29 protein-coding genes, 1 tRNA gene and 1 riboswitch are annotated in these 25,020 nt (G+C 66.4%); of the genes, 18 read left to right on the top strand and 12 right to left on the bottom strand.

Annotated features, from left to right (window positions below):
• Positions 1 to 122: 122 nt before the first annotated feature.
• The 7 genes from sufB (at position 123) to ACEQZD_RS03390 (ending at position 6,329) form a co-directional block, all read left to right on the top strand.
• The gene (gene sufB, locus ACEQZD_RS03420) at positions 123 to 1,565 is read left to right on the top strand and encodes a Fe-S cluster assembly protein SufB (RefSeq protein WP_370183972.1); all 1,443 of its coding nucleotides are present in this window, start codon (positions 123 to 125) and stop codon (positions 1,563 to 1,565) included.
• Positions 1,566 to 1,674: 109 nt separating this feature from the next.
• Positions 1,675 to 2,445, top strand: coding sequence for a Fe-S cluster assembly ATPase SufC (gene sufC, locus ACEQZD_RS03415; protein ID WP_370183970.1), 771 nt, complete (start codon positions 1,675 to 1,677; stop codon positions 2,443 to 2,445).
• Positions 2,442 to 3,707 (top strand): Fe-S cluster assembly protein SufD, encoded by a 1,266-nt coding sequence (gene sufD, locus ACEQZD_RS03410; protein WP_370183969.1) that lies wholly within the window; start codon positions 2,442 to 2,444, stop codon positions 3,705 to 3,707. The genes sufC and sufD overlap by 4 nt, the downstream gene beginning before the upstream one ends.
• Positions 3,704 to 4,918: a cysteine desulfurase gene (locus ACEQZD_RS03405; RefSeq protein WP_323745373.1), complete on the top strand. Its 1,215-nt coding sequence runs from the start codon at positions 3,704 to 3,706 to the stop codon at positions 4,916 to 4,918. Before sufD ends, ACEQZD_RS03405 begins: the two co-directional genes overlap by 4 nt.
• A 34-nt stretch (positions 4,919 to 4,952) precedes the next feature.
• Positions 4,953 to 5,321, top strand: coding sequence for a HesB/IscA family protein (locus ACEQZD_RS03400; RefSeq protein WP_370183967.1), 369 nt, complete (start codon positions 4,953 to 4,955; stop codon positions 5,319 to 5,321).
• Between the two features lies 1 nt (position 5,322).
• Positions 5,323 to 5,877 (top strand): putative Fe-S cluster assembly protein SufT, encoded by a 555-nt coding sequence (gene sufT / locus ACEQZD_RS03395; RefSeq protein ID WP_142948487.1) that lies wholly within the window; start codon positions 5,323 to 5,325, stop codon positions 5,875 to 5,877.
• Positions 5,877 to 6,329, top strand: a complete 453-nt coding sequence (locus ACEQZD_RS03390; RefSeq protein WP_067606433.1) for a SufE family protein — start codon at positions 5,877 to 5,879, stop codon at positions 6,327 to 6,329. The genes sufT and ACEQZD_RS03390 overlap by 1 nt, the downstream gene beginning before the upstream one ends.
• On the opposite strand, the gene ACEQZD_RS03385 is transcribed toward ACEQZD_RS03390, so the two are convergent.
• From ACEQZD_RS03385 to iscR, 3 genes are all read right to left on the bottom strand, one after another.
• Positions 6,330 to 6,896: a heme NO-binding domain-containing protein gene (locus tag ACEQZD_RS03385; protein WP_370183964.1), complete on the bottom strand. Its 567-nt coding sequence runs from the start codon at positions 6,894 to 6,896 to the stop codon at positions 6,330 to 6,332.
• 117 nt (positions 6,897 to 7,013) lie between these two features.
• On the bottom strand, positions 7,014 to 8,174 hold the full coding sequence (locus ACEQZD_RS03380; RefSeq protein WP_370183961.1) for an IscS subfamily cysteine desulfurase: 1,161 nt from the start codon (positions 8,172 to 8,174) through the stop codon (positions 7,014 to 7,016).
• A gap of 28 nt (positions 8,175 to 8,202) precedes the next feature.
• A complete protein-coding gene (gene iscR, locus ACEQZD_RS03375; protein WP_142948484.1) occupies positions 8,203 to 8,679 on the bottom strand; it encodes a Fe-S cluster assembly transcriptional regulator IscR in 477 nt (158 codons plus the stop codon).
• Positions 8,680 to 8,932: 253 nt separating this feature from the next.
• Here iscR and ACEQZD_RS03370 point away from each other — a divergent pair.
• Positions 8,933 to 9,009, top strand: a tRNA-Met gene (locus ACEQZD_RS03370).
• 661 nt (positions 9,010 to 9,670) lie between these two features.
• On the opposite strand, the gene ACEQZD_RS03365 is transcribed toward ACEQZD_RS03370, so the two are convergent.
• Genes ACEQZD_RS03365 through ACEQZD_RS03350 form a run of 4 tightly spaced genes read right to left on the bottom strand, consistent with a single transcriptional unit; the run spans position 9,671 to position 11,995 of the window.
• A complete protein-coding gene (locus ACEQZD_RS03365) occupies positions 9,671 to 10,282 on the bottom strand; it encodes a TPM domain-containing protein (protein WP_370183959.1) in 612 nt (203 codons plus the stop codon).
• The gene (locus tag ACEQZD_RS03360) at positions 10,282 to 11,064 is read right to left on the bottom strand and encodes a YgcG family protein (protein ID WP_370183956.1); all 783 of its coding nucleotides are present in this window, start codon (positions 11,062 to 11,064) and stop codon (positions 10,282 to 10,284) included. The genes ACEQZD_RS03365 and ACEQZD_RS03360 overlap by 1 nt, the downstream gene beginning before the upstream one ends.
• Positions 11,061 to 11,651: a LemA family protein gene (locus ACEQZD_RS03355; RefSeq protein WP_370183953.1), complete on the bottom strand. Its 591-nt coding sequence runs from the start codon at positions 11,649 to 11,651 to the stop codon at positions 11,061 to 11,063. The genes ACEQZD_RS03360 and ACEQZD_RS03355 overlap by 4 nt, the downstream gene beginning before the upstream one ends.
• The gene (locus tag ACEQZD_RS03350) at positions 11,648 to 11,995 is read right to left on the bottom strand and encodes a GIY-YIG nuclease family protein (protein ID WP_255442690.1); all 348 of its coding nucleotides are present in this window, start codon (positions 11,993 to 11,995) and stop codon (positions 11,648 to 11,650) included. Before ACEQZD_RS03350 ends, ACEQZD_RS03355 begins: the two co-directional genes overlap by 4 nt.
• Positions 11,996 to 12,082: 87 nt before the next feature.
• Here ACEQZD_RS03350 and ACEQZD_RS03345 point away from each other — a divergent pair, with 87 nt between their 5' ends.
• The 10 genes from ACEQZD_RS03345 to ACEQZD_RS03300 all read left to right on the top strand — a co-directional run bounded on the left by ACEQZD_RS03345 (position 12,083) and on the right by ACEQZD_RS03300 (position 22,121).
• On the top strand, positions 12,083 to 12,484 hold the full coding sequence (locus tag ACEQZD_RS03345; protein WP_370183950.1) for a hypothetical protein: 402 nt from the start codon (positions 12,083 to 12,085) through the stop codon (positions 12,482 to 12,484).
• Positions 12,485 to 12,595: 111 nt separating this feature from the next.
• Entirely contained in the window at positions 12,596 to 12,808 is a 213-nt protein-coding gene (locus ACEQZD_RS03340; protein WP_142950122.1) for a hypothetical protein, read from the top strand.
• A 59-nt stretch (positions 12,809 to 12,867) separates the two neighbouring features.
• A complete protein-coding gene (locus ACEQZD_RS03335) occupies positions 12,868 to 13,203 on the top strand; it encodes a hypothetical protein (protein WP_228548068.1) in 336 nt (111 codons plus the stop codon).
• A 29-nt stretch (positions 13,204 to 13,232) separates the two neighbouring features.
• On the top strand, positions 13,233 to 14,006 hold the full coding sequence (locus ACEQZD_RS03330) for a dienelactone hydrolase family protein (RefSeq protein ID WP_142950121.1): 774 nt from the start codon (positions 13,233 to 13,235) through the stop codon (positions 14,004 to 14,006).
• 198 nt (positions 14,007 to 14,204) lie between these two features.
• Positions 14,205 to 14,315, top strand: a riboswitch (guanidine-I (ykkC/yxkD leader).
• Positions 14,316 to 14,369: 54 nt separating this feature from the next.
• Positions 14,370 to 15,185 carry an ABC transporter permease gene (locus tag ACEQZD_RS03325; RefSeq protein ID WP_370183946.1) on the top strand — a complete coding sequence of 272 codons (816 nt, stop codon included), beginning with the start codon at positions 14,370 to 14,372 and terminating at the stop codon, positions 15,183 to 15,185.
• A gap of 10 nt (positions 15,186 to 15,195) precedes the next feature.
• A complete protein-coding gene (locus ACEQZD_RS03320; protein WP_370183945.1) occupies positions 15,196 to 15,981 on the top strand; it encodes an ABC transporter ATP-binding protein in 786 nt (261 codons plus the stop codon).
• 36 nt (positions 15,982 to 16,017) lie between these two features.
• Entirely contained in the window at positions 16,018 to 16,737 is a 720-nt protein-coding gene (locus ACEQZD_RS03315) for an urea amidolyase associated protein UAAP1 (protein ID WP_370183942.1), read from the top strand.
• A 17-nt stretch (positions 16,738 to 16,754) separates the two neighbouring features.
• The gene (locus ACEQZD_RS03310) at positions 16,755 to 17,390 is read left to right on the top strand and encodes an urea amidolyase associated protein UAAP2 (RefSeq protein ID WP_370183940.1); all 636 of its coding nucleotides are present in this window, start codon (positions 16,755 to 16,757) and stop codon (positions 17,388 to 17,390) included.
• 89 nt (positions 17,391 to 17,479) lie between these two features.
• Positions 17,480 to 21,070: an urea carboxylase gene (uca, locus tag ACEQZD_RS03305; protein WP_370183939.1), complete on the top strand. Its 3,591-nt coding sequence runs from the start codon at positions 17,480 to 17,482 to the stop codon at positions 21,068 to 21,070.
• 73 nt (positions 21,071 to 21,143) lie between these two features.
• Positions 21,144 to 22,121 (top strand): alpha/beta hydrolase, encoded by a 978-nt coding sequence (locus tag ACEQZD_RS03300; RefSeq protein ID WP_370183936.1) that lies wholly within the window; start codon positions 21,144 to 21,146, stop codon positions 22,119 to 22,121.
• Positions 22,122 to 22,136: 15 nt separating this feature from the next.
• Here the strand turns inward: ACEQZD_RS03300 and ACEQZD_RS03295 are convergent, their stop codons facing one another.
• From ACEQZD_RS03295 to ACEQZD_RS03275, 5 genes are all read right to left on the bottom strand, one after another.
• Complete coding sequence (locus tag ACEQZD_RS03295; RefSeq protein ID WP_370183933.1) at positions 22,137 to 22,535, bottom strand: VOC family protein; 399 nt, start codon at positions 22,533 to 22,535, stop codon at positions 22,137 to 22,139.
• A gap of 95 nt (positions 22,536 to 22,630) precedes the next feature.
• The gene (murI, locus tag ACEQZD_RS03290) at positions 22,631 to 23,431 is read right to left on the bottom strand and encodes a glutamate racemase (RefSeq protein WP_370183932.1); all 801 of its coding nucleotides are present in this window, start codon (positions 23,429 to 23,431) and stop codon (positions 22,631 to 22,633) included.
• Positions 23,432 to 23,526: 95 nt separating this feature from the next.
• The gene (locus ACEQZD_RS03285) at positions 23,527 to 24,399 is read right to left on the bottom strand and encodes an alpha/beta fold hydrolase (RefSeq protein WP_370183930.1); all 873 of its coding nucleotides are present in this window, start codon (positions 24,397 to 24,399) and stop codon (positions 23,527 to 23,529) included.
• Positions 24,396 to 24,584 carry a DUF1272 domain-containing protein gene (locus ACEQZD_RS03280; protein ID WP_370183928.1) on the bottom strand — a complete coding sequence of 63 codons (189 nt, stop codon included), beginning with the start codon at positions 24,582 to 24,584 and terminating at the stop codon, positions 24,396 to 24,398. Before ACEQZD_RS03280 ends, ACEQZD_RS03285 begins: the two co-directional genes overlap by 4 nt.
• 13 nt (positions 24,585 to 24,597) lie before the next feature.
• Positions 24,598 to 24,777: a hypothetical protein gene (locus tag ACEQZD_RS03275; protein ID WP_142950111.1), complete on the bottom strand. Its 180-nt coding sequence runs from the start codon at positions 24,775 to 24,777 to the stop codon at positions 24,598 to 24,600.
• Between the last annotated feature and the right edge of the window lie 243 nt (positions 24,778 to 25,020).

Raw genomic sequence — 25,020 nt, 5'->3', positions numbered from 1 at the left:
CGAAATATGATACCGTTGCCGGCCCTATCGGGGCCATGGGCCGCGCTTTCACACCCCGGATTCCCCCTCGCCGTCATATACCGTATAATACCTGAGTAATTTACTCTGGTATTCCGCTAATTATGAGCACGCAAGCCGAACTCGACAAAGTGATCAGCTCCGAGTACGAGGCGGGTTTCACCACCCTGGTGGAGTCCGACACCTTGCCTCCGGGCCTGAACGAGGACGTGATCCGCGTCATTTCCGCCAAGAAAGGCGAACCGGAATGGCTGCTGGAGTGGCGTCTGGACGCCTATCGCAACTGGCTGGAGATGGCCGAGCCCAACTGGGCCCACGTCACCTACCCGCCGGTGGACCTGAACGCCATCTCCTATTACTCCGCGCCCAAGAGCATGGAGGACCGGCCCCAGAGCCTGGACGAGGTGGACCCGGAACTGCTGGACACCTACAAGAAGCTGGGTATCCCGCTGCACGAGCAGGAAATGCTCGCCGGGGTGGCCGTGGACGCGGTGTTCGACTCCGTCTCCGTGGGCACCACCTTCAAGGCCAAGCTGGCGGAGGCGGGCGTGATCTTCTGCTCGATCTCCGAGGCGGTCCACGAGCACCCGGAACTGATCAAGAAGTATCTGGGCTCCGTGGTGCCCAAGGGCGACAATTTCTTCGCCGGTCTCAACTCGGCGGTATTCACCGACGGTTCCTTTGTTTACATCCCCAAGGGCGTACGCTGCCCCATGGAGCTGTCCACCTATTTCCGCATCAACGAGGCCAACACCGGCCAGTTCGAGCGCACCCTGATCGTCGCCGACGAAGGCAGCTACGTGAGCTACCTGGAAGGCTGCACCGCGCCGCAGCGCGATGAGAACCAGCTGCACGCGGCGGTGGTCGAGCTGGTGGCCCTGCCCGGCGCCGAGATCAAGTATTCCACGGTGCAGAACTGGTACCCCGGCGACAAGGACGGCAAGGGCGGCATCTACAACTTCGTGACCAAGCGCGGCGTCGCCCACGACAACGCCAAGATCAGCTGGACCCAGGTGGAAACCGGCTCGGCGATCACCTGGAAGTACCCGTCCGTGGTGCTGCGCGGCGACAACTCCGTGGGCGAGTTCTACTCGGTGGCGCTGACCCGCCACGCCCAGCAGGCGGACACCGGCACCAAGATGATCCACCTGGGCAAGAACACCCGCAGCACCATCGTCTCCAAGGGCATCTCGGCGGGCAAAAGCTCCAACGCCTACCGGGGCCTGGTGCGCATGGGCCCGCGCGCGGAAAACGCCCGCAACTTCACCCAGTGCGACTCACTGCTGCTGGGCGACACCTGCGGCGCGCACACCTTTCCGTACATCGAGTCCAAGCACCCCAGCGCCACCATCGAGCACGAGGCCACCACCTCCAAGGTGAGTGACGACCAGCTGTTCCTGTGCCGGCAGCGGGGCATCGACCCGGAGAAAGCGATCTCCATGATCGTGAACGGCTTCTGCAAGGAAGTGTTCAAGGAACTGCCCATGGAGTTCGCGGTGGAAGCCGGGAAGTTGCTGGAAGTTAGCCTGGAAGGCGCGGTGGGCTAGTTAACAGTGAACAGTTGACAGTTAACAGCGAAAGCTGGGCTCGGGCTTTGCCCTTCGCGGCAAAGCATCGCGGGAAAGTCTTAGACAGAATACATAGGCGTTATTTTACATGCTGGAAATTCGTGATCTGCACGCCGCCGTAGCCGGCGAACCCATTCTCAAGGGCCTGAACCTGACCGTGAACGCCGGTGAGGTGCACGCCATCATGGGCCCGAACGGCTCCGGCAAATCGACGCTGGCCAATGTGCTGGCCGGCAAGGACAACTACGAGATCACCGGCGGCGACGCCCTGTTCGAGGGCAAGAGCCTGGCCGATCTGGAGCCCGAGGAGCGCGCCCAGCTGGGGCTGTTCCTGGCGTTCCAGTACCCGGTGGAAATCCCCGGTGTGTCCAACATGGAATTCCTCAAGGCGGCGCTGGAAGCCACCCGCAAGGCCCAGGGCAAGGAAGAGTGGGATTCGGTGACCCTGCTGCGCAAGGCCCGCGAAACCTGCAAGCAGGTGGACCTGGACCCGCAATTCCTGAAGCGCGGCGTCAACGAAGGCTTTTCCGGCGGCGAGAAAAAGCGCAACGAAATCATGCAGATGCTGCTGATGGAGCCGAAGCTGGCGCTGCTCGACGAGACCGACTCCGGCCTGGACATCGACGCTCTGCAAACCGTGGCCCGCGGGGTCAACTCCCTGCGCAGCCCGGAGCGCGGCATCGTGCTGGTGACCCACTACCAGCGCCTGCTGGACTACATCGTGCCGGACTTCGTGCACGTGCTCTCCAACGGCCGGATCATCAAGTCCGGCGGCAAGGAGCTGGCCCACGAGCTGGAAGAACACGGCTACGGCTGGCTCACCGGCGACCGCAACGACGGTAAGGACCAAAGCGCATGAGTGCATTGCTTTCCCCGGAGGACCTCAAACGCCAGGCGCTGGCGAATGTCCAGGACGCCACGGAGAGCAACGCGGAAAACCCGGCGTTGGCGGCGTTGCGCGACAGCAGCCTGGCGGCGCTGAAGGCGGCGGTGTTCCCCGGCCGCAAGACCGAGCAGTGGAAATACACCTCGCTGCAGCCGCTGGCCGACGGCCACCTGAACCGGCGCGCCGCGGCCGCGGCCACCCCGGCGGACCTGCCCGAGCTGGGCGACTACCGCCTGGTGCTGGTCAACGGCCGGCTGGATGAAAGCACCAGCGCCCTGCCCGACGGCGTCACCCTGAAGCGGGAAGCGTCCCGGCTGGAGGGCCTGACCACGCCGTTCGCGCTCTACAACGGCGCGGCGCTGGACGACGCCCTCACCCTGGAAGTGGCCGCCAACACCGACGTGGCCGGCACCGTGCAGGTGATTCACTACGCCGACGGCGACCAGCCGGCGCACTGCAACACGCGGCTGGAAGTGGTGCTCGGCACCGGCAGCCGCATGACGCTGATCGAGCAGTACCTGGGCCGGGGCCCGGTGCTCACCAACGCGGTGACCGCCATCGAGACCCGCGACAACGCCCACCTCAGCCATTACCGGCTGCAGAGCGAAGCCCGCGACAGCCTGCACATCGGCACCCTGCTGCTGCGCCAGAGCGGCGTCAGCCGCATCGACAGCTACCAGCTGATGGCCGGCAACCGGCTGCGCCGCAACGACGTGCGCGCCTTTATCGACAAGAGCGGCGCCGAACTGAACATGAACGGCATTTTCGTGGCCCGCGACCGCACCCACATCGACAACCAGCTGTGTGTCGAGCACCGGGTGCCGGACTGCACCTCCAACCAGGTGTACCGGGGCCTCGCCGGCGAGAAAGGCAAGGCGATCCTCAACGGCCGCATCCATATCCACCCCGGTGCCAGCGGCACCCTGGCGGAGCTGAGCAACAAGAACCTGCTGCTCAACCCGGGCGCCGAGATCTACACCAAGCCGGAGCTGGAAATCTACAACGACGACGTGAAGTGCGCCCACGGCGCCACCGTCGGCCAGCTGGACGCCGGCCAGCAGTTCTACCTGCAGGCGCGCGGCGTGCCGCTGGCGGAAGCCAAGCGCATGCTCAGCCTGGGCTTCGTCAACGAGCTGGTGATGGGCCTGCCCGACCAGACCGTGGCCGACTGGGCCCAGCCCTGGCTGGCCGGCGAGCTGGGCCAGAGCCGGGGCGCCGACGAGGAGGCCGCATGAGCCTGGACGTGAACGCCCTGCGCGCGCAGTTCCCGGTGCTGCACCAGGAGGTCAACGGCAAGCCGCTGGTGTACCTGGATAACGCCGCCACCACCCAGAAACCGCAGGTGGTGATCGACGCGGTGAGTGAGTACTACCGCACCGTGAACAGCAACGTGCACCGGGCGGCGCACTATCTCAGCGACCACGCCACGGCAGGCTTCGAGGCGGCCCGCGCGGACCTGGCGGCGTTCATCAACGCCGCCCGCGAGGAAGTGATCCTCACCAAGGGCACCACCGAAGGCATCAACCTGGTGGCGCAGTGCCTGGGCCGCGAACGGCTGCAGGCCGGCGACGAGATTCTGATCACGGCGCTGGAGCACCACGCCAATATCGTGCCCTGGCAGCAGGTGTGCGAGCGCACCGGCGCCACGCTTCAGGTGACGCCGCTGCGCGAGGACGGCAGCGTCGACACCGACGCCTTCCATCAGCTGCTCAGCGAGCGCACCCGCATCGTGGCGCTGTCCCAGGTGTCCAACAGCCTGGGCTCGGTGACCCCGGTGGCGGAACTGGTCAAGGCGGCCCGCGAAGCCGGCGCCTGGACCCTGGTGGACGGCGCCCAGGCGGTGGGCCACTACCCGGTGGACGTGCAGCAGATCGGCTGCGATTTCTACGCGTTTTCCGGCCACAAGATGTTCGGCCCCACCGGCGTGGGCGTGCTGTTCGGCCGCCGCGAGCTGCTCGACGCGATGCCGCCCTACCAGACCGGCGGCGAGATGATCGAGACGGTGAGCTTCGAAAAGAGCACCTGGAACCAGCTGCCCTACAAATTCGAGCCGGGCACGCCCAATATCGCCGGCGTGATCGGCCTGGGCGCCGCCACACGCTGGCTGCAGCAGCAGGACCGCACCGCCCTGGCCACCCACGAAGACGCGCTGCTGGCCTCCGCCAGCGAGCAGGCGCGGGCCTTCGACGGCTTGAAAATCATCGGCGACGCCGCCACCAAGGTGGGTGTACTTTCCTTCTTGCTGGACGGCGCCCACCCGGCCGATGTCGGCACCTTGCTGGACCAGCAGGGTGTGGCGGTGCGTACCGGCCATCATTGCTGCATGCCGCTGATGGACCGGCTCGGCATCCCCGGCACCACGCGGGCGTCGTTCTCGATTTATAATACCCTGGAAGAGGTGGACCAGCTGTTCCAGGCACTGCACAAGGTCCGCTCCTTTTTATAGGGGCGTTATTCAGAACTCTCCGGAGGCGATCACTATGACGGTACAGACATTCGTACCCGGCCAGGTCGAGATCAAGATGACCGAGGCCGCCCGCAAGCAGGCGCAGCGCGAACTCGAGCGCGCGGCGGCCGGCGGCATTCGTCTCGACCTGGATGAATCCGGCTGCTCCGGCTACATGTACGAGCTGGAATTCGTCGACCAGCCGGTGGCCGGCGACAAGCACTTCGACGTGGACGGCGTGCCGCTGTACGTGCCGGAGAAATGGCTGGCAATGCTCAACGGCCTGGAAATCGACTACGTGAAGGAAGGCGTCAACAGCCTGTTCAAGTTCCGCAACCCCAACGCCACCGGCGAATGCGGCTGCGGCGAGAGCTTCACCGTCGAAGACATGGACGAGGTCTGATTTGGCCAACGCATCCACTGAACAGCGCACCGTGGTGGTGAGCCGCGACGTGCCGGCGCGCCTGGTGCCGGACGGCACGCGCATCACCATCCACAAGAACAGCTTCGTCAACCTGCGCCAAGCGCTCGGCGGCACCTACACGGTGACCCTGAACGGCAATATGGCGCGCATCGACGGCACCGACGCCGACGCCATCGGCCAGGCGCCGCTGGAGCTGGACTTCGATCCGCCGGAGGCGGACGGCAGCGTGCGCGAGGCGGACCTGAACACCGCGCTGGGCACCATTTTCGACCCGGAAATCCCGGTGAATATTCTCGACCTCGGTCTGGTATACGGCTGCGACGTGATCCGCCGCGAGGACAAAAACGTGGTGCAGGTGCGCATGACCCTGACCGCGCCCAACTGCGGCATGGGCCCGGTGCTGGTCGGCGACGTCGAAGACCGGCTCGCCAAGGTGCCCAACGTGGATGAGGTGGAAGTGGCGCTGCTGTTCGACCCGCCCTGGAGCCGCGACATGATGACCGAGGAAGCCCAACTCGAATTGGGATTGTTTTAATGAGTGAATTCGATATCCGCCAGATCAAACTGGGTGAAGACGTGACCGCCGAGGCGATCCACGAAGACCTGGAATTTCTGGACGACTGGGAAGAGCGCTACCGCTACATCATCGACCTGGGCAAGCAGTTGCCGGCGATGCCCGAGGACCTGCGCACCGAAGAGCGCTTCGTGCGCGGCTGCCAGAGCCAGGTGTGGCTGCTCACCGACTACGATGAAGATCAGGACCGGCTGTACCTGGCGGTGGAATCCGACGCGGTGATCGTGCGCGGCCTGGCGGCGATCATCCTGGCGGCGCTCAACCGCAAGACCCCGTCGGAAGTGGCCGCCTACGACATGGACGACTTCTTCCAGCAGCTCGACCTTTTGCGCCATCTGAGCCCCACCCGCGGCAACGGCCTGCTGGCCATGGTCGGGCGCATCAAGCAGGAGGCCGCCGCCCTGGCGGCCTGACTAGACCGCCGACAGCGACGCCTTGCGCTGCGCCGGCACCAGACGCACCACGAAACGGCGCTGCCCGTCCCCGGAGGCGTCTTCCATCAGCTCCGCGGTTTCCCCGAAATACCCGGCCACGCCGTGCACCGCGCCCAGCGCCAGCGCGCTCATATCCCGGTGTGACCGGTAGCCGATCTCCAGCACGCCGGGGGCCAGCTCCCGCACCTCGATGCGCGGCGGCCGGGCTTCCGGATCTTTCAGACGCACCACCTTCTGATGCACCTGTTCTTCCACGTTGAGCAGGAAATCCCGGGCGTTCCAGTGGCGCGGGATCAGCGCCCGGTACATATTGATCAGCGGCGGGATCACCCATTTGCCGAACGCTTCAAGCAGGTCGTTGCGGTGCAGCGCGGTCTCGTCCTCCAGGGCCGCCACCAGGGCGTCCATGTCACCGTCCGGATAGAGCCGCACCGGCACGTAGACCTGGTCTTCCAGTCCGGCGGCGGCCTGGGCGTTGTCCCAGCAATCCGGACCGAACCGTTCCACGGCGAATTGCCGCAGGTGATAAAGAATCACCCCATGCATGCGTTGCTCCTGTACCTTTTTCGCTTTTTTTACAGAGAGTCTTCACGTAGACAAAGCAAGGGGCGGGCCAGCCCCCGGGTGGGACGGAGCGCCCCGGCGCCCCGACAGGCGGGCGTTTCAGGCGCGGCTGCGGGCCGCGTCACGGAGCCGGGTGACGGCCTCCGTCACATTCTGCCCGGCCCGGTCCACCTCGTCCTCGCCGGTGAACCGGCCCAGGGACAGCCGGATCGCGCCATGGGCCAGGTCGTCGGCCAGCCCCATGGCCTTGAGCACATAGGACGGCTCCAGGGAGGCGGAGGTGCAGGCGGAACCGGTGGAGACGGCCACTTCGGTGAGCGCGGTGAGCAGCATCTCGCCGTCCACGCCCTCGAACGCCACGTTCAGATGGCCGGCCAGGCGGGGCGCGTCGCGCCCGTTGAGATGCACGCCGGGCAGCGTCGCGATCCGGTCCCAGAGCCGGTCACGCAGCCCCACCAGGCGCGTCTGCTCGGCGTCGCGCTCGGCCACGGCCAGCGCCAGGGCTTCGCCCATGCCGACGATCTGATGGGTGGCCAGGGTGCCGGAGCGCATGTTGCGCTCGTGGCCGCCGCCGTGGATCTGCGCGCTCAGGCGCACGTCCGGATGCCGGCGCACGTACAGCGCGCCCATGCCCTTGGGGCCGTAGAACTTGTGCGCGCTCAGCGACAGCATGTCCACCGGCGTGGCGCGCACATCCAGGGGCAGCTTGCCGGCGGTCTGGGCGGCGTCGCTGTGGAACAGCACGCCGGCCTCGCGGCAAATCGCGCCGATCGCGTCGATGTCGTTGATCACCCCGGTCTCGTTATTGGCGTGCATGATCGACACCAGCACGGTGTCCTCGCGCAGGGCGTCCGCCACCGCCCGGGGGTCGATGCGGCCGTCCGCGCCCGGCGCCAGGTAGGTCACTGGCACGCCGGAACGCTCCAGCCAGCCGCAGGGGTCGAGCACCGCCTTGTGTTCGCTGGCGGCGGTGATCACATGGCCACCGCCGCGCTGCTCCACCACGCCCTTGATGGCCAGGTTGTCGGCCTCGGTGGCGCCGCTGGTCCAGACGATTTCACGGGGGTCCGCGTTGAGCGCGTCCGCCACCTGGCGGCGGGCGTTCTCCACCGCCTCTTCCGCCAGCCAGCCGTACAGATGGCTGCGTGATGCCGGATTGGCGAAGGTGCCCTCCGGGCCCAGGTGGCGCATCATCACCTCCACCACCCGGGGGTCCACCGGGGTGGTGGCGGCGTAATCCAGATAAACCGCTTGCGACATGGTCGGTGACTGCTTCTCGAAAGGTAGGTTAAAGCGTGCTGATCGGTACCCGGTTCTGGTACGCGCTCTGGTGCGCGTCCTGACGCTGGGCCACCGCTTTCACCTCATGGCGGGCGACCAGCTCGCCCAGGCTGATGCCGGACAGGAAGTCCTGGATCTGATCGGACAGATCGCACCACAGATGGTGGGTCAGGCAGGTGTGCCCTTCCTGGCAATCGCCCTGGCCGCCGCAGCGGGTGGCGTCCACGGATTCGTCCACCGCCTCGATCACCGCCGCCACGTCAATCTGGCCGCCCGGCCGGCTGAGACGGTAGCCGCCGCCGGGACCGCGCACGCTGGTCACCAGCTGCCGACGGCGCAGCTTGGCGAACAGCTGCTCCAGATACGAAATGGAAATGCCCTGGCGCTCGGAAATGTCCGCCAGGGATACCGGGCCGGCATCCGCGTGCAGAGCCAGGTCCAGCATGGCGGTGACCGCGTAGCGGCCTTTGGTGGTCAGACGCATACCCACACCTTTGGTACGTGAATATTCGGTTAGCGTAGTAAAAACCGACTAAATCGGTCAAGTATTATCTCACAATAATTGATAATTATTCTCATGTAAATGCCGCCCGGCCCGACGCTCGAAGCGCCGGCTGCACAATAATTCGTCGGCCGGACCGGCCGCGCCGGGGAAACGGGCTCTGCATTCTTGACAGCGCCGGGGCGCTCGCGGACAATTCGCGGCCTTGAAGGAACCCCGGGTTCCAGAGTTCGATGGCAAGGTAGCTCAGCTGGTTAGAGCACAGCACTCATAATGCTGGGGTCGGCGGTTCAAGTCCGCCCCTTGCTACCATCTACAGAGAAGGCCGCCCAAACGGGCGGCCTTTTTTGTGGCCGAAAGGTTATCGCATCCAGCCTGGCCGACCCCGCTCTCTTTTTGCTGGGGACGGCGCAGGAGGGCCTGCCCGTTCAAGTCCGCCCCGTGCTACCATCTACGAAGAAGGCCGCCTACCGGGCGGCCTTTTTTGTGCGCCCCTCTTCTGGGATCAGATCTTGTGGGAGCGGGCCCAGCCCGCGAAAGGGTGGCTTTGAGCCACTCGGCAGGATACCAGAGGCCTCTTTTTCCAGTGTTCGGTGCTCCGTATCGGAGACGCGGTGCAATGGTGGTGCCTTCCGGGACCGCTCAAGCCATCCCTGGCCGCTGTTAGTTTGGCCCTCCCTGGCCAAACAGCTCCCTCCAGGCACCACCATTGCCCCGCTCACTGGGCAGCGGAACCGCCACGGGTCAGCTCCACCCCTTCAGAGAGAGCGCCCGGACCTTTCTACGAAGCTCGGATTGTAGGAGCTTGCCTTGCAAGCGAAAGGCCGGCTTGCCGGCCGGCTGGATCCCAGAGGCTGATGGTGCTGCTGTCAGACATCTCTGGGATCCTGCCGGGAGCTTCGCTCCCTTTCGCGGACGGGGCCCGCTCCCACAAGGCCCACCCGCACCAGGGTGCCCGGTTAGGGGCAGCCGGTTAAAGGATAACCAGGTGATTGGGCAGCTCGTTTTTCTTTTCGGTGGCGGGCACCTTGATGATCAGCTGGTCGCCGCAGGAGGCGATGCACTCCAGGAAGCCGTTGAGCACCTCGCCCTGCTGGACGTGGGCGGTGAAGGTGTCGACGATCTTCTTCCAGGTTTCGTCCGGCACATGCTGGGCCACGCCCCGGTCGACGAGAATCTCCACATAGTGCTCCGCTTCGCTGACGAAGATCAGCACACCGTGACCGCCACGGGTGTGGTGCAGGCCCTGGTCGAGGAAGGTGCGCCGGGCCAGGTTGGCGGCGCGCCAGTGCTTCACGCGCTTGGGCACCAGCTTCATCATCAGCGGCGGCCAGCGGAACAGCACCGCCAGCACCACCAGCACGGTCCACTGGGCGAGCAGGGTTTCCAGGGCGTCCAGGCCCACCGGCATGAACGCCAGCGCCAGGGGCACCAGCAGCGACAGCAGCGCCGCCCACATCATCGGGATGTAGCGGTAGTCGTCGGCCTGGCGGGCCAGCACGGTGACCACCTCGGCATCGGTGTCTCTTTCAATGGCGGCAATCGCCCGGGCGACCCGTTTCTGGTTCTCTTCATTCAATAACATTACCAACCTCCCGAGGCGCCACCGCCTCCGAAACCGCCACCGCCGCCGCCGAAGCCGCCGCCACCGAAACCACCGCCGCCTCCGCCGCCGAAGCCGCCCATGCCCATGGGCAGGAACATCAGGCCGGCGGCGCCGCGGCGGCCGCCTTTACGGCCCAGGCCACCGAACGACAGAAAGAAGGTGAACACCACCAGGCCGATCAGGTAGAGCAGCGCCTGCAGGCTGGAGGCTTCTTTCCGGTCGGCGTCGCCGCCGCCGGCCGGGGCCTGATACTCGCCCTGGATGGCGGCGAAGATCGAGGTGAGCGCCGCGTTGATGCCGCCGGCGAAATCCCCTTGCCGGAAGGCGGGCTGGATGTCGTTGCGGATGATGCTGGAAGAGGTGGCGTCGGTGAGCGCCCCTTCCAGGCCGTAGCCCACTTCGATACGCACCTTGCGCTCGTTGGGCGCGATGATCAGCAGGGCGCCGTTGTCGGTGCCCTCCTGGCCGATGCCCCACTCTCGGCCCAGCCGCACGCCGTAATCGGCGATGTCATAGCCCTGCAGATCCGCCAGGGTGACCACCACGATCTGGTTGGAGCTTTGTTGCTCTTCGGCGGCCAGCCGCTCGGTGAGCGCCTGTTCCTGGGCCGGCGACAGCAGTTCGGCGTTGTCGACCACGCGGCCGGTGAGTTCCGGGAAGTCCGGGGCGGCGGACACCGGCAGCGCCAGCGCCGCCAGCATCAGCAGGGCGCCGAACCGCAGCGCGGCGCCGAGACGGTTGGGGGTCAGCGCGGTACTCATTCGAAGTTAACGGAGGGCGCCTGGTCGGCGTTCTCCGTGGTGGCTTCGAAGTTTTCGCGCTGTTCCAGTTCGCTGTACAGCACGCTGTGCCAGAGGCGGCCCGGGAAGGTGCGGATCTCGGTGTTGTACTGCTGCACCGCCTGGATGTAATCCCGGCGCGCCACCGCGATGCGGTTCTCGGTGCCTTCCAGCTGAGCCTGCAGGGTCAGGAAGTTCTGGTTGGATTTCAGGTCCGGGTAGCGCTCCACCACCACCATCAACCGCTGCAGCGCGGAGCCGAGCTGGCTCTGCGCCTGCTCGAACTGCTGGAATTTCTGCGGGTCGTCGAGAATGCTCTCGTCCATTTGAATCGAGCCCACCTTGGAGCGGGCCTCGGTGACCTCCACCAGCACTTCGCGCTCCTGGTCGGCGAAGCCCTGCACGGTGTTGACCAGGTTGGGCACCAGGTCGGCGCGGCGCTGGTACTGGTTCTGCACCTGGGACCAGGCGGCCTTCACCTGCTCGTCGTAGGTGGGAATATTGTTGATGCCGCAGCCGGCCAGCGATACCGCCAGCCACATCAGCATGAAAGCACGCCAAAAGTTCATTCCGGGTTCTCCAATTCAGAAGTGGACGCAGTCAAGCAATTCCCCGGTGGATTAGCAACCGAAACCCCGGTGACCGCCTGAATCAGTTTTTCCTTGCGCGGGCGGGACAGGGCCTTGAGGCGCACCTCCAGGCGGCCGGCGGCGGCCCGCCCGGGCACCGCCACGCACATCACCAGGGCCACCGGCCGCCGGGCGCGGGTGTAGCGGGCGCCGCGCGGGCCGTCGTTGTGTTCCTGCCAGCGGCGCAGCACGTCGGTGGTGACGCCGGTGTACAGGGAGCCGTCGGCGCAGCGCAGCATGTACACCCACCAGTCGCCGGCCGCCGGCGCCGTGCTCTGTTTCACGGTTTTACACCTGTTTTCCCGGGAGTTGCTATCATCAATGGATATCTTCGCATTGAAACAACAATAGCCTGAAACAAGGAGCTTCGCATGATCACCTACCTTTATTGGCTGCTGGTGGCGGCCGCTATCTTCCTGGCCCTGTTCGGCATCGGCGTCCGCATGGGCAAGTGGAAACCGGCGCTCATCACCGCCGTGGTGATCTGGCTGCTCAGCACCCTGCTCTACTATTTTTGGCTGGAACAGATTTTCGTCAAGCGCCTTGGCGGCACCATGAACGTGACCGTGGAAGAAGGGCACCAGCACGTGGCGGCCACCTGGAAAGGCGACAACCTGTGGATCGAAAACTACGACCCGGAGACCAACCGCTGCATCTTCCAGGAATATTCACGGGGTAACGTGCTGGAAGGCAAGGTAGTGATCAAGAACTGCAACCCGCTGCGCGCCGGCGATACGCCCGCACCTTCGGAGACCCTCGACAAGGGCCTGTAAGCCTCCCCGGGCGCGAGGCGACCCCGCTGAAAACGCCGGCGGCGGCCGCCTTCGCGCCGCCTTGACCCGGCGCCGACCACTATTCCCGCACACATCAAGGGGGAGGTGGTTATGATCCGATATTCAGTGCTGGGGCTGCTTATGCTGGTGGCGGGCATGGCAAGCGCCGGCGAGCCGCCGCGGCTGCCCTCCCTGGACGCCGCCGATGAAGAAACCGAGTCCCAGGACAGTTGGCCCTCCGGCCGGAATGTTCCCACCGGTATCCGCGCCAACCAGGGCCTGCCCCTTCCCGATGTCGCCGGCGCCACTGTCTATACCTTTTAGGCCCATCGGGGCCCGGCGTCTTCTCGCCCCTGCCTTGCACTGCTATGGTGGAAGGCTACTTGCCCGATCCCCCCGACCCGATGAAAGTCCGCAATAGTAAGGAACAGCAGCGCCGGCGCCTGCAACGGGATATGGAGCGTTTTCTCTCCCACGGCGGACGCATTAAGGAAGTGCCGCACGGCGTTTCCGGCAATGACCCGGCGCAGCCCCAGGGAAAGCGTGCTTTTCCGTTTTCCCAGGCGCCACGCGCCACCCGCACGGACATTTCAGCGGTGGCGGCGGCGATTGACGCGCGCAAACGCAAAACCACCCGCCCCACGCACAAGCGCCGGCCACGGCGCAAACTGATCTACGACGATTTCGGCGAACCGTTGCGCTGGGTGTGGGACGAGTGAGATCACCACCAACCAAGAAGGATGCGACCATGAAACGACTGAGTATTGTGCTGGGCCTGCTGATGCTGAGCGGTATCGCCATCGCGGACGTGGCGGAAAAGACCGTGAAACTGCCCGGTGGTCTGGGCAAGGGCGTGCTGTTCATGGACGAGGACCTGGACCGCACCACCGCCGGCGTGATCGTGGTGCACGAATGGTGGGGCCTTAACGACTACGCCCGCAACCGCGCCCGCCTGCTTGCCGAGGAGGGCTATGTGGCCCTGGCGGTGGACATGTACGGCGACGGCCAGGTGGCCAGCCACCCCAAGGACGCCAAGGCGTTCATGGAGCAGGCGTTGTCGGAACCGGAAAAACTGACCGCGCGCTTCAACGCCGCCAAAACCATACTGCGTGATCAGCAGTACGTGGACGACGAGCGCATCTTCGCGGTGGGTTACTGCTTCGGCGGCGGCGTGGTGCTGGAACAGGCGCGCAAGGGCAACGACCTGGCCGGCGTGGCCAGCTTCCACGGCACCCTGGGCACCAACCAGCGCGCCGGTGAAGGCGACATCGACGCCCGCGTGCTGGTGGCCACCGGCCAGGCCGACCCGATGGTGCCGGCGGACCAGGTGAGCGCCCTGGTGGAAGAGCTCACCCAGGCCGGCGCCCAGTTCCAGCTGCTCAGCTTCCCGGGCGTGCAGCACGGTTTCACCAACCCCAAGGCGGACGAAACCGGCAAACGGTTCGAGCTGCCGCTGGCCTACGACAAAGAGGCCGATCTGGTGAGCTGGGAAGCCCTGATGGACTTCATCGAGCAGCCCTGATTCCCACCCCGGCGCCCCACCCTGGGGCGCCGGGCACAAATAAAGCGCACACCGCTGCCCCAACACGACCCCGCCACGCCTCGCCTCCGGGCGCCAGCCCTTACAAAACAACACCTTGGCCACCCTGGCATCGGTTTTGCTGTATCGAAGTCAGGAATCGAATGGCCGGTTTTGCCATCACGACTCGACAATTTGCTATCAATGGATCGCTAGGGTTCCGGTCGGCAACGCCGATGCCTGGTCCGAGAGCGGTCGACCTTCGCCCGGCGCGCCGGGGAGGTTACACGGCGGGACAAAAGCCCGGGAGGACATGATGACGCCCTGTCATTGGATTCCTCATCGCCTGTAACCAAGGAGGTCGCCATGAAGAAACTGATCAACCGCCAGGCCGGACCGGTGGGCCGCTGGGCCCTCGGGCTGCTGCCCTTCGTGATCCTGGCGGTGTTGTACCTGGTCGCCTCCGACGCACGACTGGACGCGAACCCCAACGACAAACTGCTGCCTTCCCTGAGCAGCTTCTCCGACGCCATCGAGCGCATGGCCTTCGAGCCCAGCAAACGCAGCGGCGAGTACACCCTGCTGGTGGACACCCTGGCCAGCCTGCAGCGGCTCGGCATCGGCGTGGCGATCAGTGCTCTGATCGGCCTGGTGGTGGGCATCGCCACCGGCTCGCTGCCGCTGTTCCGGGCCGGCATCTCGCCGCTGGTCACCGGCATGTCGCTGGTGCCGCCGCTGGCGATTCTGCCGATCCTGTTCATCATTTTCGGGCTCGGCGAGCTGGCCAAGGTGATGTTGATCATCATCGGCATCACCCCCTTTCTGATCCGCGATCTGCAGCAGCGGGCGGAGGAAATCCCCACCGAACAGATCATCAAGATGCAGACCCTGGGCGCCAACACCTGGCAGATCATCACCCGGCTGGTGTGGCCGCAGATCATGCCGCGCCTGCTCAGTTCCGTGCGTCTGTCACTGGGCTCCGCCTGGCTGTTCCTGATCGCCGCGGAAGCCATCGCCGCCACCGAAGGCCTGGGCTACCGCATCTTTCTGGTGCGTCGCTACCTGGCCATGGACGTGATTCTGCCCTACGTGGCCTGGATCACCTTTCTGGCGTTCGCCATCGACTTCGCTCTCAAACGCTATTCCCAGTGGCGTTACCCCTGGTTCCACGGCGCGCAATAAGGAGACCGATATGGCTGCCATCGAGATCAAGAATCTTTGGAAGGAGTACGGCCAGGACGTGGTCCTGGAGCGCCTGAACGCCAAGGTGGAAGAAGGCGAGTTCGTCACCGTGGTGGGCGCCTCCGGCTGCGGCAAGACCACCTTCCTGAAAATGATGCTGGGCACCGAAAGCCCGACCCGGGGCCAACTGTTGCTGGACGGCAAACCGATCCCCGACGAGCCGGACGAGACCCGGGGCATCGTGTTCCAGCGCTATTCCGTGCTGCCCCACCTGACAGCGGTGGAAAACGTGATGCTGGCCGGCGAACTGGACAGCAGCCGCTGGCTGGGCCGGGTGTTCGGCGGCAAACGCCGCGCCCTGCGCGAGCAGGCCGAGGAAATGCTCGCTTCCGTGGGGCTGGACCAGGCCCTGGGCAAATACCCCCACGAGCTGTCCGGCGGCATGCAGCAACGCCTGGCGCTGGCCCAGGCGCTGATCAAGAAGCCGCGCATTCTGCTGCTGGACGAACCCTTCGGCGCCTTGGACCCGGGCATCCGCCGGGACATGCACGAGCTGGTGCTGGACCTGTGGCGCAAACAGGACCTGACCGTGTTCATGATCACCCACGACCTGGCGGAGGGCTTTTTCCTCGGCACCCGCATGTGGGTGTTCGACAAGGAGCGGCTGGACCCGCAGACCCCCGGCAGCTATGGCGCGCGCATTACCTACGACCTGCCGGTGGGCAACAGCGACAAAGGCACCCTGCAGTCGATCACCCAGAGCGTGGATTCCACCGCCCGGGTGCTGGGCGCCTGATACCGACCCCGTAACCAGAGAACGAGGAGCAACCCCATGCAAACCCCGCTCTACCAATACACCCTGCCCGGCGGCGCGCACTGGTCCTTCCGGATGCGGCGCGGCACCGCCCTGCGTCTCACCGACGTGGAAGGCGGCGCCAACGTGGGCATGCTGTTCTACAACCCGGAGGAAAAGCTGGAGCGCTACAACGCCCCGGACAGCCTCAAGGGCCAGCACACCTTCAAACTCACGCGCGGCAACTGCCTGTACTCGGACATGGGCCGGGTGTTCGCCTCCATCGTCGAGGACAGCTTCGGCTGGCACGACACCGTGTGCGGCAACCTGCACCCGCAACAGGTGAAGGAGAAGTACGGCGAACACCGCTACCAGGACCACCACAACGACTGGTACCTGAGCGGCCACACCAGCTTCCTCACCGAGCTGGCCAAGTACGGCCTCACCGAACGGGACCTGGCCGCCAACCTCAATCTGTTCAGCAAGGTGGCCACCGACGACGACGGCAAGATGTTCTTCGACCCGTCCGCGGCGAAGCCCGGCGCCCAGGTCACGCTGCGTTTCGAGATGGAAACCCTGGTGGTGATGCACACCTGCCCGCACCCGCTCAACCCGGCCACGGAATACCCGAAGAAGCCGGTGCACGTGGAAATGCTCAAGGCCGACCCGGTGACGGCGGACGACTACTGCCTGAACTTCCGCCCGGAGAACGGCCGCGCCTTCGAAAACAACCGGCTGTACTACCTGGACGAAGCCTGAGCCGTAAGGAGGACAAGATGATCAAAGAAAGCATTCTGAAACCCGAAGACGCCACCTTCCGGGAGACCGTCCCCGCCGGCGACTACTTTCTGAAAGTGGTGAAAAAAGGCGAGACGGTCCGGATTCTGGATCTGGAAGGCAACCAGGCCGCCGACACCCTGTTCTTCAACGCCGACGACAGCGCCGAGCGTTACAGCGCCATGGACACCATCCGCGAACAGGGCAATGTCTATCTCACCGCCGGCACGGTGCTGCGCTCCAACCGCAACAACCCGATGCTGGAAATCACCGCCGACACCTGCGGCCGGCACGACACCCTGGGCGGCGCCTGCGCCACGGAGAGCAACACCGTGCGCTACGACCTGGAAAAGCGCTGCATGCACGCCTGCCGCGACAGCTGGATGTTGGCGGTGAACGAGCACGAAGAGTTCGGCCTCGGCAAACGGGACATCACCCACAACATCAATTTCTTTATGAATGTGCCGGTGACCCCCGACGGCGGGCTCACCTTCGAGGACGGCATCTCCGCGCCGGGCAAGTACGTGGAACTGAAAGCACTGATGAACACCACCGTGCTGATTTCCAACTGCCCGCAGCTCAACAACCCGTGCAACGGCTACAACCCGACCCCCATTGAAGTGCTGATCTGGTAACGGCGTTCACCGAAAACGCCCCCGGGGACGACCCCGGCGCAAGGAAACACAACGGCGGGACGGCCCGCCCTCGCAAGAGAGCCGACGTCATGTTCAACAAGGTTTTGATCGCCAACCGCGGCGCCATCGCCACCCGCATCATCCGTACCCTCAAGGATCTGGACGTCACCAGCGTGGCGATCTACGCCGACGCGGACACCGAATCCCGACACGTGGCCCTGGCGGACCAGGCGCTGTACCTGGGCGACGGCAACGCCGCGCAGACCTACCTGAACCAGGACAAGCTGTTCGCGCTGATGGCCGAGCACGGCATCGACGCGGTGCACCCCGGCTACGGCTTTCTCAGTGAAAACCCCGAATTCGTCGAGCGGTGCGAAAACAACGGCATCGCTTTCATCGGGCCCACCGCGCAACAGATGCGCGACTTCGGCCTGAAACACACCGCCCGCGCCCTGGCCGAGGACAACGACGTACCGCTGCTGCCCGGCACCGGCCTGCTGGATGACCCGGCGGCGGCGCTCAAAGCCGCCGCCGGGATCGGCTACCCGGTGATGCTCAAAAGCACCGCCGGCGGCGGCGGCATCGGCATGCAGATCTGCCACGACGACGCCGGCCTGGAAAAAGCCTGGGACAGCGTGCGCCGGCTGAGCGCCAACAACTTCTCCAACGACGGCGTGTTCCTGGAAAAATACATTGAGCGCGCCCGCCACATCGAAGTGCAGGTGTTCGGCGACGGCGCCGGCGGCGCACTGGCCCTGGGCGAGCGGGATTGCTCCGCCCAGCGCCGCCACCAGAAAGTGCTGGAAGAAACCCCGGCGCCCAACCTGCCGGACGAGGTGCGCGCCACCCTGCACGACACCGCCCGCCGCCTGGTGGCGGCGGTGGATTACCGCAACGCCGGCACGGTGGAATTCATCCTCGACCAGGACAGCAACCGTTTCTACTTTCTGGAGGTGAACACCCGCCTGCAGGTGGAGCACGGCGTCACCGAGCAGGTGTTCGGCATCGACCTGGTGCGCTGGATGGTGCAGCTGGCCGCCGGCGAGCTGCCGCCGCTGGCGGGCCTGGGCGAAGGTCTCAAGCCGCGCGGCCACGCACTGCAGGCGCGCCTGTACGCGGAAGACCCCAACAAGGACTTCCAGCCCAGCGCCGGCCTGCTCACCACCGCCGAGTTCCCCGAGGCCGACGGCGAGAAGCTGCGCATCGACCACTGGATCGAACCGGGCCTGACGGTCTCGCCGCTGTACGACCCAATGCTGGCCAAGCTGATCGTTTTTGAAGACGACCGCGACGCGGCGCTGGCCGCCCTGCAACGCACCCTGGAACACACCTGCGTGGAGGGCATCGAAACCAACCGCGACTATGTGCTGGCGATCCTCGCCGACCGGGCGTTCCAGAACGGCGAAATGACCACCCGCTACCTGAACGATTTCGACTACCACCCCACCACCCTGGACGTGCTCGCCGGCGGCACCCTGACCACGGTGCAGGACTACCCGGGCCGGCGCGGCTACTGGCCGATCGGCGTGCCGCCGTCCGGCCCCTTCGACGCGCTCAGCTTCCGCCTCGGCAACCGCCTGCTGGGCAACGACGAGGACGCCGCCGGCCTGGAATTCACCCTCAACGGCCCCACCCTGCGCTTTAACCACGGCACCCGCATCGCCCTTACCGGCGCCGACATGGGCGCCACCCTGGACGGCGAGCCGGTGCCCAACTACCAGGCGGTTTCCGTCGCCGCCGGCCAGACCCTCAAGCTGGGCAAGGTGCGCGGCGACGGCGCCCGCGCCTACCTGACCCTCGCCGGCGGCCTGCAGTGCCAGCCCTACCTGGGCTCGCGCAGCACCTTCACCCTGGGGCAGTTCGGCGGCCACGGCGGGCGCGCCATCCGCACCGGCGACGTGCTGCACTTCGGTCCCCCGGGGGCGGACCCGGCCCCGGTGGCGGTGCCCGACAGCCTGAAACCGGCGCTGGGCGACACCTGGGAGCTGCGCGTGATTTACGGCCCCCACGGCGCGCCGGACTTTTTCACCGACGACGACATGGCCACCTTCTTCAGCGCCGACTGGCAGGTGCACTACAACTCCAGCCGCACCGGCATCCGCCTGGTGGGCCCGAAACCGGAGTGGGCGCGCAGCGACGGCGGCGAAGCGGGCATGCACCCGTCCAACATTCACGACAACGCCTACGCCGTGGGCACCGTGGACTTCACCGGCGACATGCCGGTGATCCTGGGGCCGGACGGGCCGTCGCTGGGCGGCTTCGTGTGCCCGGCCACGGTGATCTCGGCGGACCGCTGGAAACTGGGCCAGCTCAAGGCCGGCGACCGCCTGCGCTTCGTGCCGCTCAGCCTGGACGACGCGGACCAACTTGCGGCGGAACAGGACGCCTGCCTGGCCGAACTGAGCGCGCCGACGCTTTCCCCGGCGGCGGCGCCGGTCACCACACCGATCCTGGACCCGCTGGAAGAAAAGGAAGACGGCCCGGAGGTGGTCTACCGCGCCGCCGGCGACCGCTACCTGCTGGTGGAATACGGCCCGCTGGAGCTGGACCTGCGGCTGCGGTTCCGCGCCCACGCGCTGATGCTGTGGCTGGAAGAGGAAAAGCCCGACGGCATTCTCGAGCTGACCCCGGGCATCCGCTCCCTGCAGGTGCACTTCGAGCCGTCCGTATTGCCGCGCCGGGATCTGCTCGAAATGCTCAAACGGGCCGAGCTGACCCTGGACAAGCAGGACGACCTGGAAGTGCCCTCGCGCATCGTCCACCTGCCGCTGAGCTGGGACGACGAAGCCTGCCGCCTGGCGATCGAGAAATACATGCAGTCGGTGCGCAAGGACGCCCCCTGGTGCCCCAGCAACATCGAGTTCATCCGCCGCATCAACGGCCTGGACAGCATCGACGAGGTGAAGAAGATCCTGTTCGACGCCAGCTATGTGGTGATGGGCCTGGGCGACGTCTACCTGGGCGCGCCGGTGGCCACCCCCTACGACCCGCGCCACCGGCTGGTGACCACCAAGTACAACCCGGCCCGCACCTGGACCGCGGAAAACTCGGTGGGCATCGGCGGCTCCTATCTGTGCGTGTACGGCATGGAAGGCCCCGGCGGCTACCAGTTCGTGGGCCGCACCATGCAGATGTGGAACCGCTTCCACCGCACCGAGGCGTTCACCCAACCCTGGCTGCTGCGCTTCTTCGACCAGATCCGCTTCTATGAAGTGAGTGCCGAGGAGCTGCAACGGATCCGCCGCGACTTCCCCAAGGGCCGCTATCCGTTCCGGGTCGAGGAGACCACCTTCAACCTGGGCGAGTACCAGCGCTTCCTGGAAGACAACGACGCCGACATCCGCGCCTTCACCGACGCCCGCAACCGGGCCTTCGACGAAGAACTGCAGCGCTGGGTGGCAAGCGGCCAGATCAACTTCGAATCCCAGCAGGACCTGAACGCCGAGGAAGCGGACAGCCTGCCGGAGGGCACCCCGGTGGAATCCCCCACCGCCGGCAACATCTGGAAGCTCACCGTGGCCGAAGGCGACCGTGTCGAAGAGGGCCAGGTGGTGGCGGTGCTGGAATCCATGAAGATGGAAATCGAAGTGGCCGCGCCGGAAGCCGGCAAGGTGGTGCACATCGCCCGCCAGGAGGGCCAGCAGATCAATGCCGGCCAGGCGGTGATGATCCTGGGTTGAACGGCCCGGGCCTTGCGACCACCGCGATGACAACGCACAGTGCGGGCATCAGGCGCACGACGACGAGGCTCTTATGTGGCGCACCGGCCGCACCCCTCCATGGGCGCCGGCACTGGCCGGCGCCCTGCTCCTCTTGCTCGCCACGCCGCTCTGGAGTCAGCAGGACGGCGGCATGGATTTCGATCAGGTCACCGGCGGCGCACCGCCGCCGGCGCTGCACAAGTACCAGGCCCGCGACGGCACGCCCTTGCACTACCGGGAATATGCCGGCACCGGCGACGCGGCGCGGGTGATCGTGCTGCTGCACGGCTCCGGCTACCACAGCGGCTACCTGCAACCGCTGGCCTCCGGCCTGGCGGAAAGCGGCGACGTGCGCGTTTACACACCGGACCTGCGCGGCCACGGCCCGGACCCGGTGCGGCGCGGTGACGTGGACTACATCGGCCAGCTCGAGGACGACCTGGACGACTTCCTGGGCCTGGTGCGCCGGGCGCACCCCGAGGCGGCGTTGTTGCTGGCCGGCCACTCCAGCGGCGGCGGCCTGGCGATACGCCACGCCGGCGGCGACCCGCAGGTGCCGGTGGACGGCTACATCCTGCTGGCGCCCTACATCCATCACAGTGCCCCCACCAGCGCGGAAAGCAATTCGGACTGGGCGGACCCGAAAGTACTCCGGCTGATCCTGCTGGGCCTGCTCAACGGCGTCGGCATCACCGGCCTGAACGACCTCACCGTGATCGAATTCAAGATGCCGGAAGCCGTGCGCGACGGCACCGAGACCCTGGCCTACAGCTACCGTATGCAGACATCGATGCACCCGCGCGACGACTACGGCACTGACATCGCCGCGCTGAACGCGCCCACCCTGGTGCTGGCCGGCAGCGCCGACAGCAGCTTCAACAGCGACGCCTACGCGCCCCTGTTCCGCGAGCACACCGACCACGCCGAAGTAAAGGTGCTGGAAGGGGTCGGCCACCTGGGCCTCATCAAAAGCGCCGACACGCGCGGCGCGATCCAGCAATGGCTGACCGGCCCCGTGCGGCGTGACTGATATTGAGGTAGCGGATTAGTTGTCTTCCGGACCGACCCAGAACTCCGGGTTATGGGCCACCTCCCACAGGAAGCCGTCCGGATCGGAAAAGTAGCCCAGGTAGCCGCCCCAGTGGGCCCTGTGCCCGGGTTTCACCAGGGTGGCGCCGGCCGCCTCGGCCTGCGCCAGCACCTGATCCACCTCCTGCTCCGAATGCACATTGTGGGCGATGGTAAAGCCGGCGAAGCCGCCGCCGTCATCGGCCACGCCGGCTTCCTCGGCCATCGCCTGACGGCCGTAGAGGCCCAGCCAGGTGCCGTTCAGCGTAAAGAACGCCACTTCCGGCGGCGACGGCATGCGCGGCAACCCCAAACCCTGCTCGTAGAACCGCACCGAACGCGCCAGATCCCGCACACCGAGCGTCAATAAACTCATTCTTGGTTTCACGATACCTCTCCACTCTGAAAACTGTTCTTTTGGACAGTATTCAAAAGCACCCTTGCGCACAAGATGGAGCAACCGGGAAGCGATCAGACCGGCTGGGGCAGCGGTACCGACAGAGCGACCGGCGGGGCAAAACCGAAGGCGCGGAAACCGTGGGTCAGCCCCGCGGGGCGCGGGTCGGTGGCCCAGGCCGGGGCGAGATGTTCAGGCTGGCTTTCCAGCGGCGCGCCGGCCACCTGCGCCACGCGGCGGGCGATGGCGCTGCCGGAGTCCACCCATTGCAGCGGGCGCGGGGCGCGGGCGTCGAGCCGGTCGCGCAGCAGCGGGAAGTGGGTGCAGCCGAGCACCACGGTGTCCAGGGTCGGCGCGCGCCACAGTGGCGCCAGCCCGGCGTCGATGACGGCGTCGTCCACCGGCTCGCCGGCGAGCAGCCGCTCGGCCTGCTCCACCAGGCCGTCGGCGGCCACCCGCACCACGGTGCAGTGGCCGGCGAAGTCGTGGATCAGCTTGTCGGTGTAGGGGCGGGTGACGGTGGCGGAGGTGGCCAGCAGGCCGATCACGCCGCTGCGGCTGAGCGCGGCGGCGGGTTTGATGGCGGGCACCGTGCCCACCACCGGGATGGCCAGGGCGTCGCGCAGCGCGTCCAGCGCCAGGGTGCTGGCGGTGTTGCAGGCCACCACCAGCACCCGGGCGCCGCTGGCGGCCACCGCCGCCCGGCACACCTGGACGATGCGCCGCACCAGCCAGGCGTCCGCCTTGGTGCCGTAGGGCAGCGCCGCGTTGTCGCACACGTAGGCCAGCGGCGCGCCCGGCATCTGCTCGCGCAGCGCCTTGACCACGGACAGGCCGCCGACCCCGGAATCGAAGATCAGAATGGGGCCGCTCACGGGCGGGCTCCGGGCGGGACGGTTGTGGTGACAGCGGAATGGCGGGCCATACGGTTACGGTCGGGTGGTTGCCGGGCGAAGGGGCAAGATTACCGCTATCGCGGGCCGGCAACAAAGGGCGTGACCAGATCGGCCACCAGCCGGGCCTGACGGGCCCAGCGGAAATGATCGGCGCGGTCGCCGAGTTGTTCGGCGGTGATCAGCCGCTGGCTGAGCCGGGCGTTGCGGAATTTGTCGGTGACCGCCTTCACCGACGCCGGCGGCGCCAGGGCGTCGTCCGCCAGCCGCACCGCCAGCACCGGCCCGGTATAGGCGGCGACGGCGGCGTCCAGGTCTTCGTCCAGACCCCGGGCCTGGTAGCGGTTGTGCTGCGCCAGGGTGCGCCAGCCGTTCATGACGCCGCGCGCCTCATTGCCGCCGAAGCCGATGCGCTCGCCGGGGAAGTAGCCGAACAGCAGGCCGGCGGCGGGAATCAGCCGGATCAGCCGGCGCACGCTTTTGGCGTCGGGCCGGGTGCGCGCGCCCTCGAAGGCTTTCCACCAGGGGCTGCCGGTGGCCACCAGAATTAAACCGTGGATGCGTTCGGCAAAGCGCCCGGCGGTGATGGCGGCGAAATGGCCGCCCAGGCTGTGGCCCATCAGGTGGAGCGGCGCGCCCGGCCGGCGCGCTTCGGCCCAATCCAGCAGCGCCGGCAGGTCGTTGTCGAGCACCTCGGCGAAGCCCCAGTTGTGGCGCCGGCCGGGACGCAACGGGCTGCCGCCCTGGCCGCGCTGCTCCATCACCGCCACGTTGAGCCCGCTCCCGGCCAGGGTCGCGGCGAGCTTGTCGTAAAAGCGCGCCGCCACGCCCAGCGCCGGCAGCAGCACCACCGTCGGTGTGTCCGGCGCGCCCGCGTACCAGGTCACCGGCACCCGGTAACCGCTGGCGGTATCGACCTGATGGCCGGCGCCGGCGGCGGCCGCGCTCACGCGGTTTCCGCCCCTTCCGGACGGCGCGGCCGGCGCACCAGCTCACCGCCGCAGTTCGGGCACACTCCGCCCAGGGCGGTGCAGCAGTCCACGCAGAAGGTGCACTCGTAGGAACAGATATAGACTTCGCCCTGCTCGATCAGCGCGTCGTGGCAGTGTTCGCACTCGGTTTTCATTTCCAACATGTCGGTGTACCTCCTAGCGCGCTTCGACTTTCTGTTTGCCACAGCGCTCGCACTGGTAACGGGTGACCAGTTTGCCCTGCTGGCTGTCGAACCGGGTGTTCTTGACCACTTTCCATTTGTGGAAGCCGTGCTGGCACAGGCCCTTTTTGGGTTTCTTTTTGGCCGGTTTCTGGAAGGGGACCACGTCGCCCATGGTAATACCCTTGTGTGTCTGTGGACCGGTACAGGTTACTCGAATTTTTTCCGGGTGGTGTCAATTCGGTTGTGCGGGCTGTGGTGCTCCGTATCGGAGACGCGGGGCAATGGTGGTGCCTTCCGGGACCGCTCAAGCCATCCATGGCCGCTGTTAGTTTGGCCCTCCCTGGCCAAACAGCTCCCTCCAGGCACCACCATTGCCCCGCTCACTAGGCAGCGGTACCGCCACGGGTCCAAATCA

The organism is Alloalcanivorax sp., from assembly GCF_964221125.1.
GTDB lineage: Bacteria > Pseudomonadota > Gammaproteobacteria > Pseudomonadales > Alcanivoracaceae > Alloalcanivorax > Alloalcanivorax venustensis.
Note: the sequence above shows the minus strand (reverse complement) of the source record. Positions and strands in the feature narration are given on the sequence as shown.

Coding starts and splice junctions, on each gene's coding strand:
- sufB (WP_370183972.1), top strand. CDS start 123: ATGAGCACGCAAGCCGAACTCGACAAAGTGATCAGCTCCGAGTACGAG.
- sufC (WP_370183970.1), top strand. CDS start 1,675: ATGCTGGAAATTCGTGATCTGCACGCCGCCGTAGCCGGCGAACCCATT.
- sufD (WP_370183969.1), top strand. CDS start 2,442: ATGAGTGCATTGCTTTCCCCGGAGGACCTCAAACGCCAGGCGCTGGCG.
- ACEQZD_RS03405 (WP_323745373.1), top strand. CDS start 3,704: ATGAGCCTGGACGTGAACGCCCTGCGCGCGCAGTTCCCGGTGCTGCAC.
- ACEQZD_RS03400 (WP_370183967.1), top strand. CDS start 4,953: ATGACGGTACAGACATTCGTACCCGGCCAGGTCGAGATCAAGATGACC.
- ACEQZD_RS03390 (WP_067606433.1), top strand. CDS start 5,877: ATGAGTGAATTCGATATCCGCCAGATCAAACTGGGTGAAGACGTGACC.
- ACEQZD_RS03385 (WP_370183964.1), bottom strand. CDS start 6,896: ATGCATGGGGTGATTCTTTATCACCTGCGGCAATTCGCCGTGGAACGG.
- ACEQZD_RS03380 (WP_370183961.1), bottom strand. CDS start 8,174: ATGTCGCAAGCGGTTTATCTGGATTACGCCGCCACCACCCCGGTGGAC.
- iscR (WP_142948484.1), bottom strand. CDS start 8,679: ATGCGTCTGACCACCAAAGGCCGCTACGCGGTCACCGCCATGCTGGAC.
- ACEQZD_RS03365 (WP_370183959.1), bottom strand. CDS start 10,282: ATGTTATTGAATGAAGAGAACCAGAAACGGGTCGCCCGGGCGATTGCC.
- ACEQZD_RS03360 (WP_370183956.1), bottom strand. CDS start 11,064: ATGAGTACCGCGCTGACCCCCAACCGTCTCGGCGCCGCGCTGCGGTTC.
- ACEQZD_RS03355 (WP_370183953.1), bottom strand. CDS start 11,651: ATGAACTTTTGGCGTGCTTTCATGCTGATGTGGCTGGCGGTATCGCTG.
- ACEQZD_RS03345 (WP_370183950.1), top strand. CDS start 12,083: ATGATCACCTACCTTTATTGGCTGCTGGTGGCGGCCGCTATCTTCCTG.
- ACEQZD_RS03340 (WP_142950122.1), top strand. CDS start 12,596: ATGATCCGATATTCAGTGCTGGGGCTGCTTATGCTGGTGGCGGGCATG.
- ACEQZD_RS03330 (WP_142950121.1), top strand. CDS start 13,233: ATGAAACGACTGAGTATTGTGCTGGGCCTGCTGATGCTGAGCGGTATC.
- ACEQZD_RS03325 (WP_370183946.1), top strand. CDS start 14,370: ATGAAGAAACTGATCAACCGCCAGGCCGGACCGGTGGGCCGCTGGGCC.
- ACEQZD_RS03320 (WP_370183945.1), top strand. CDS start 15,196: ATGGCTGCCATCGAGATCAAGAATCTTTGGAAGGAGTACGGCCAGGAC.
- ACEQZD_RS03315 (WP_370183942.1), top strand. CDS start 16,018: ATGCAAACCCCGCTCTACCAATACACCCTGCCCGGCGGCGCGCACTGG.
- ACEQZD_RS03310 (WP_370183940.1), top strand. CDS start 16,755: ATGATCAAAGAAAGCATTCTGAAACCCGAAGACGCCACCTTCCGGGAG.
- uca (WP_370183939.1), top strand. CDS start 17,480: ATGTTCAACAAGGTTTTGATCGCCAACCGCGGCGCCATCGCCACCCGC.
- ACEQZD_RS03300 (WP_370183936.1), top strand. CDS start 21,144: ATGTGGCGCACCGGCCGCACCCCTCCATGGGCGCCGGCACTGGCCGGC.
- ACEQZD_RS03295 (WP_370183933.1), bottom strand. CDS start 22,535: ATGAGTTTATTGACGCTCGGTGTGCGGGATCTGGCGCGTTCGGTGCGG.
- ACEQZD_RS03280 (WP_370183928.1), bottom strand. CDS start 24,584: ATGTTGGAAATGAAAACCGAGTGCGAACACTGCCACGACGCGCTGATC.
- ACEQZD_RS03275 (WP_142950111.1), bottom strand. CDS start 24,777: ATGGGCGACGTGGTCCCCTTCCAGAAACCGGCCAAAAAGAAACCCAAA.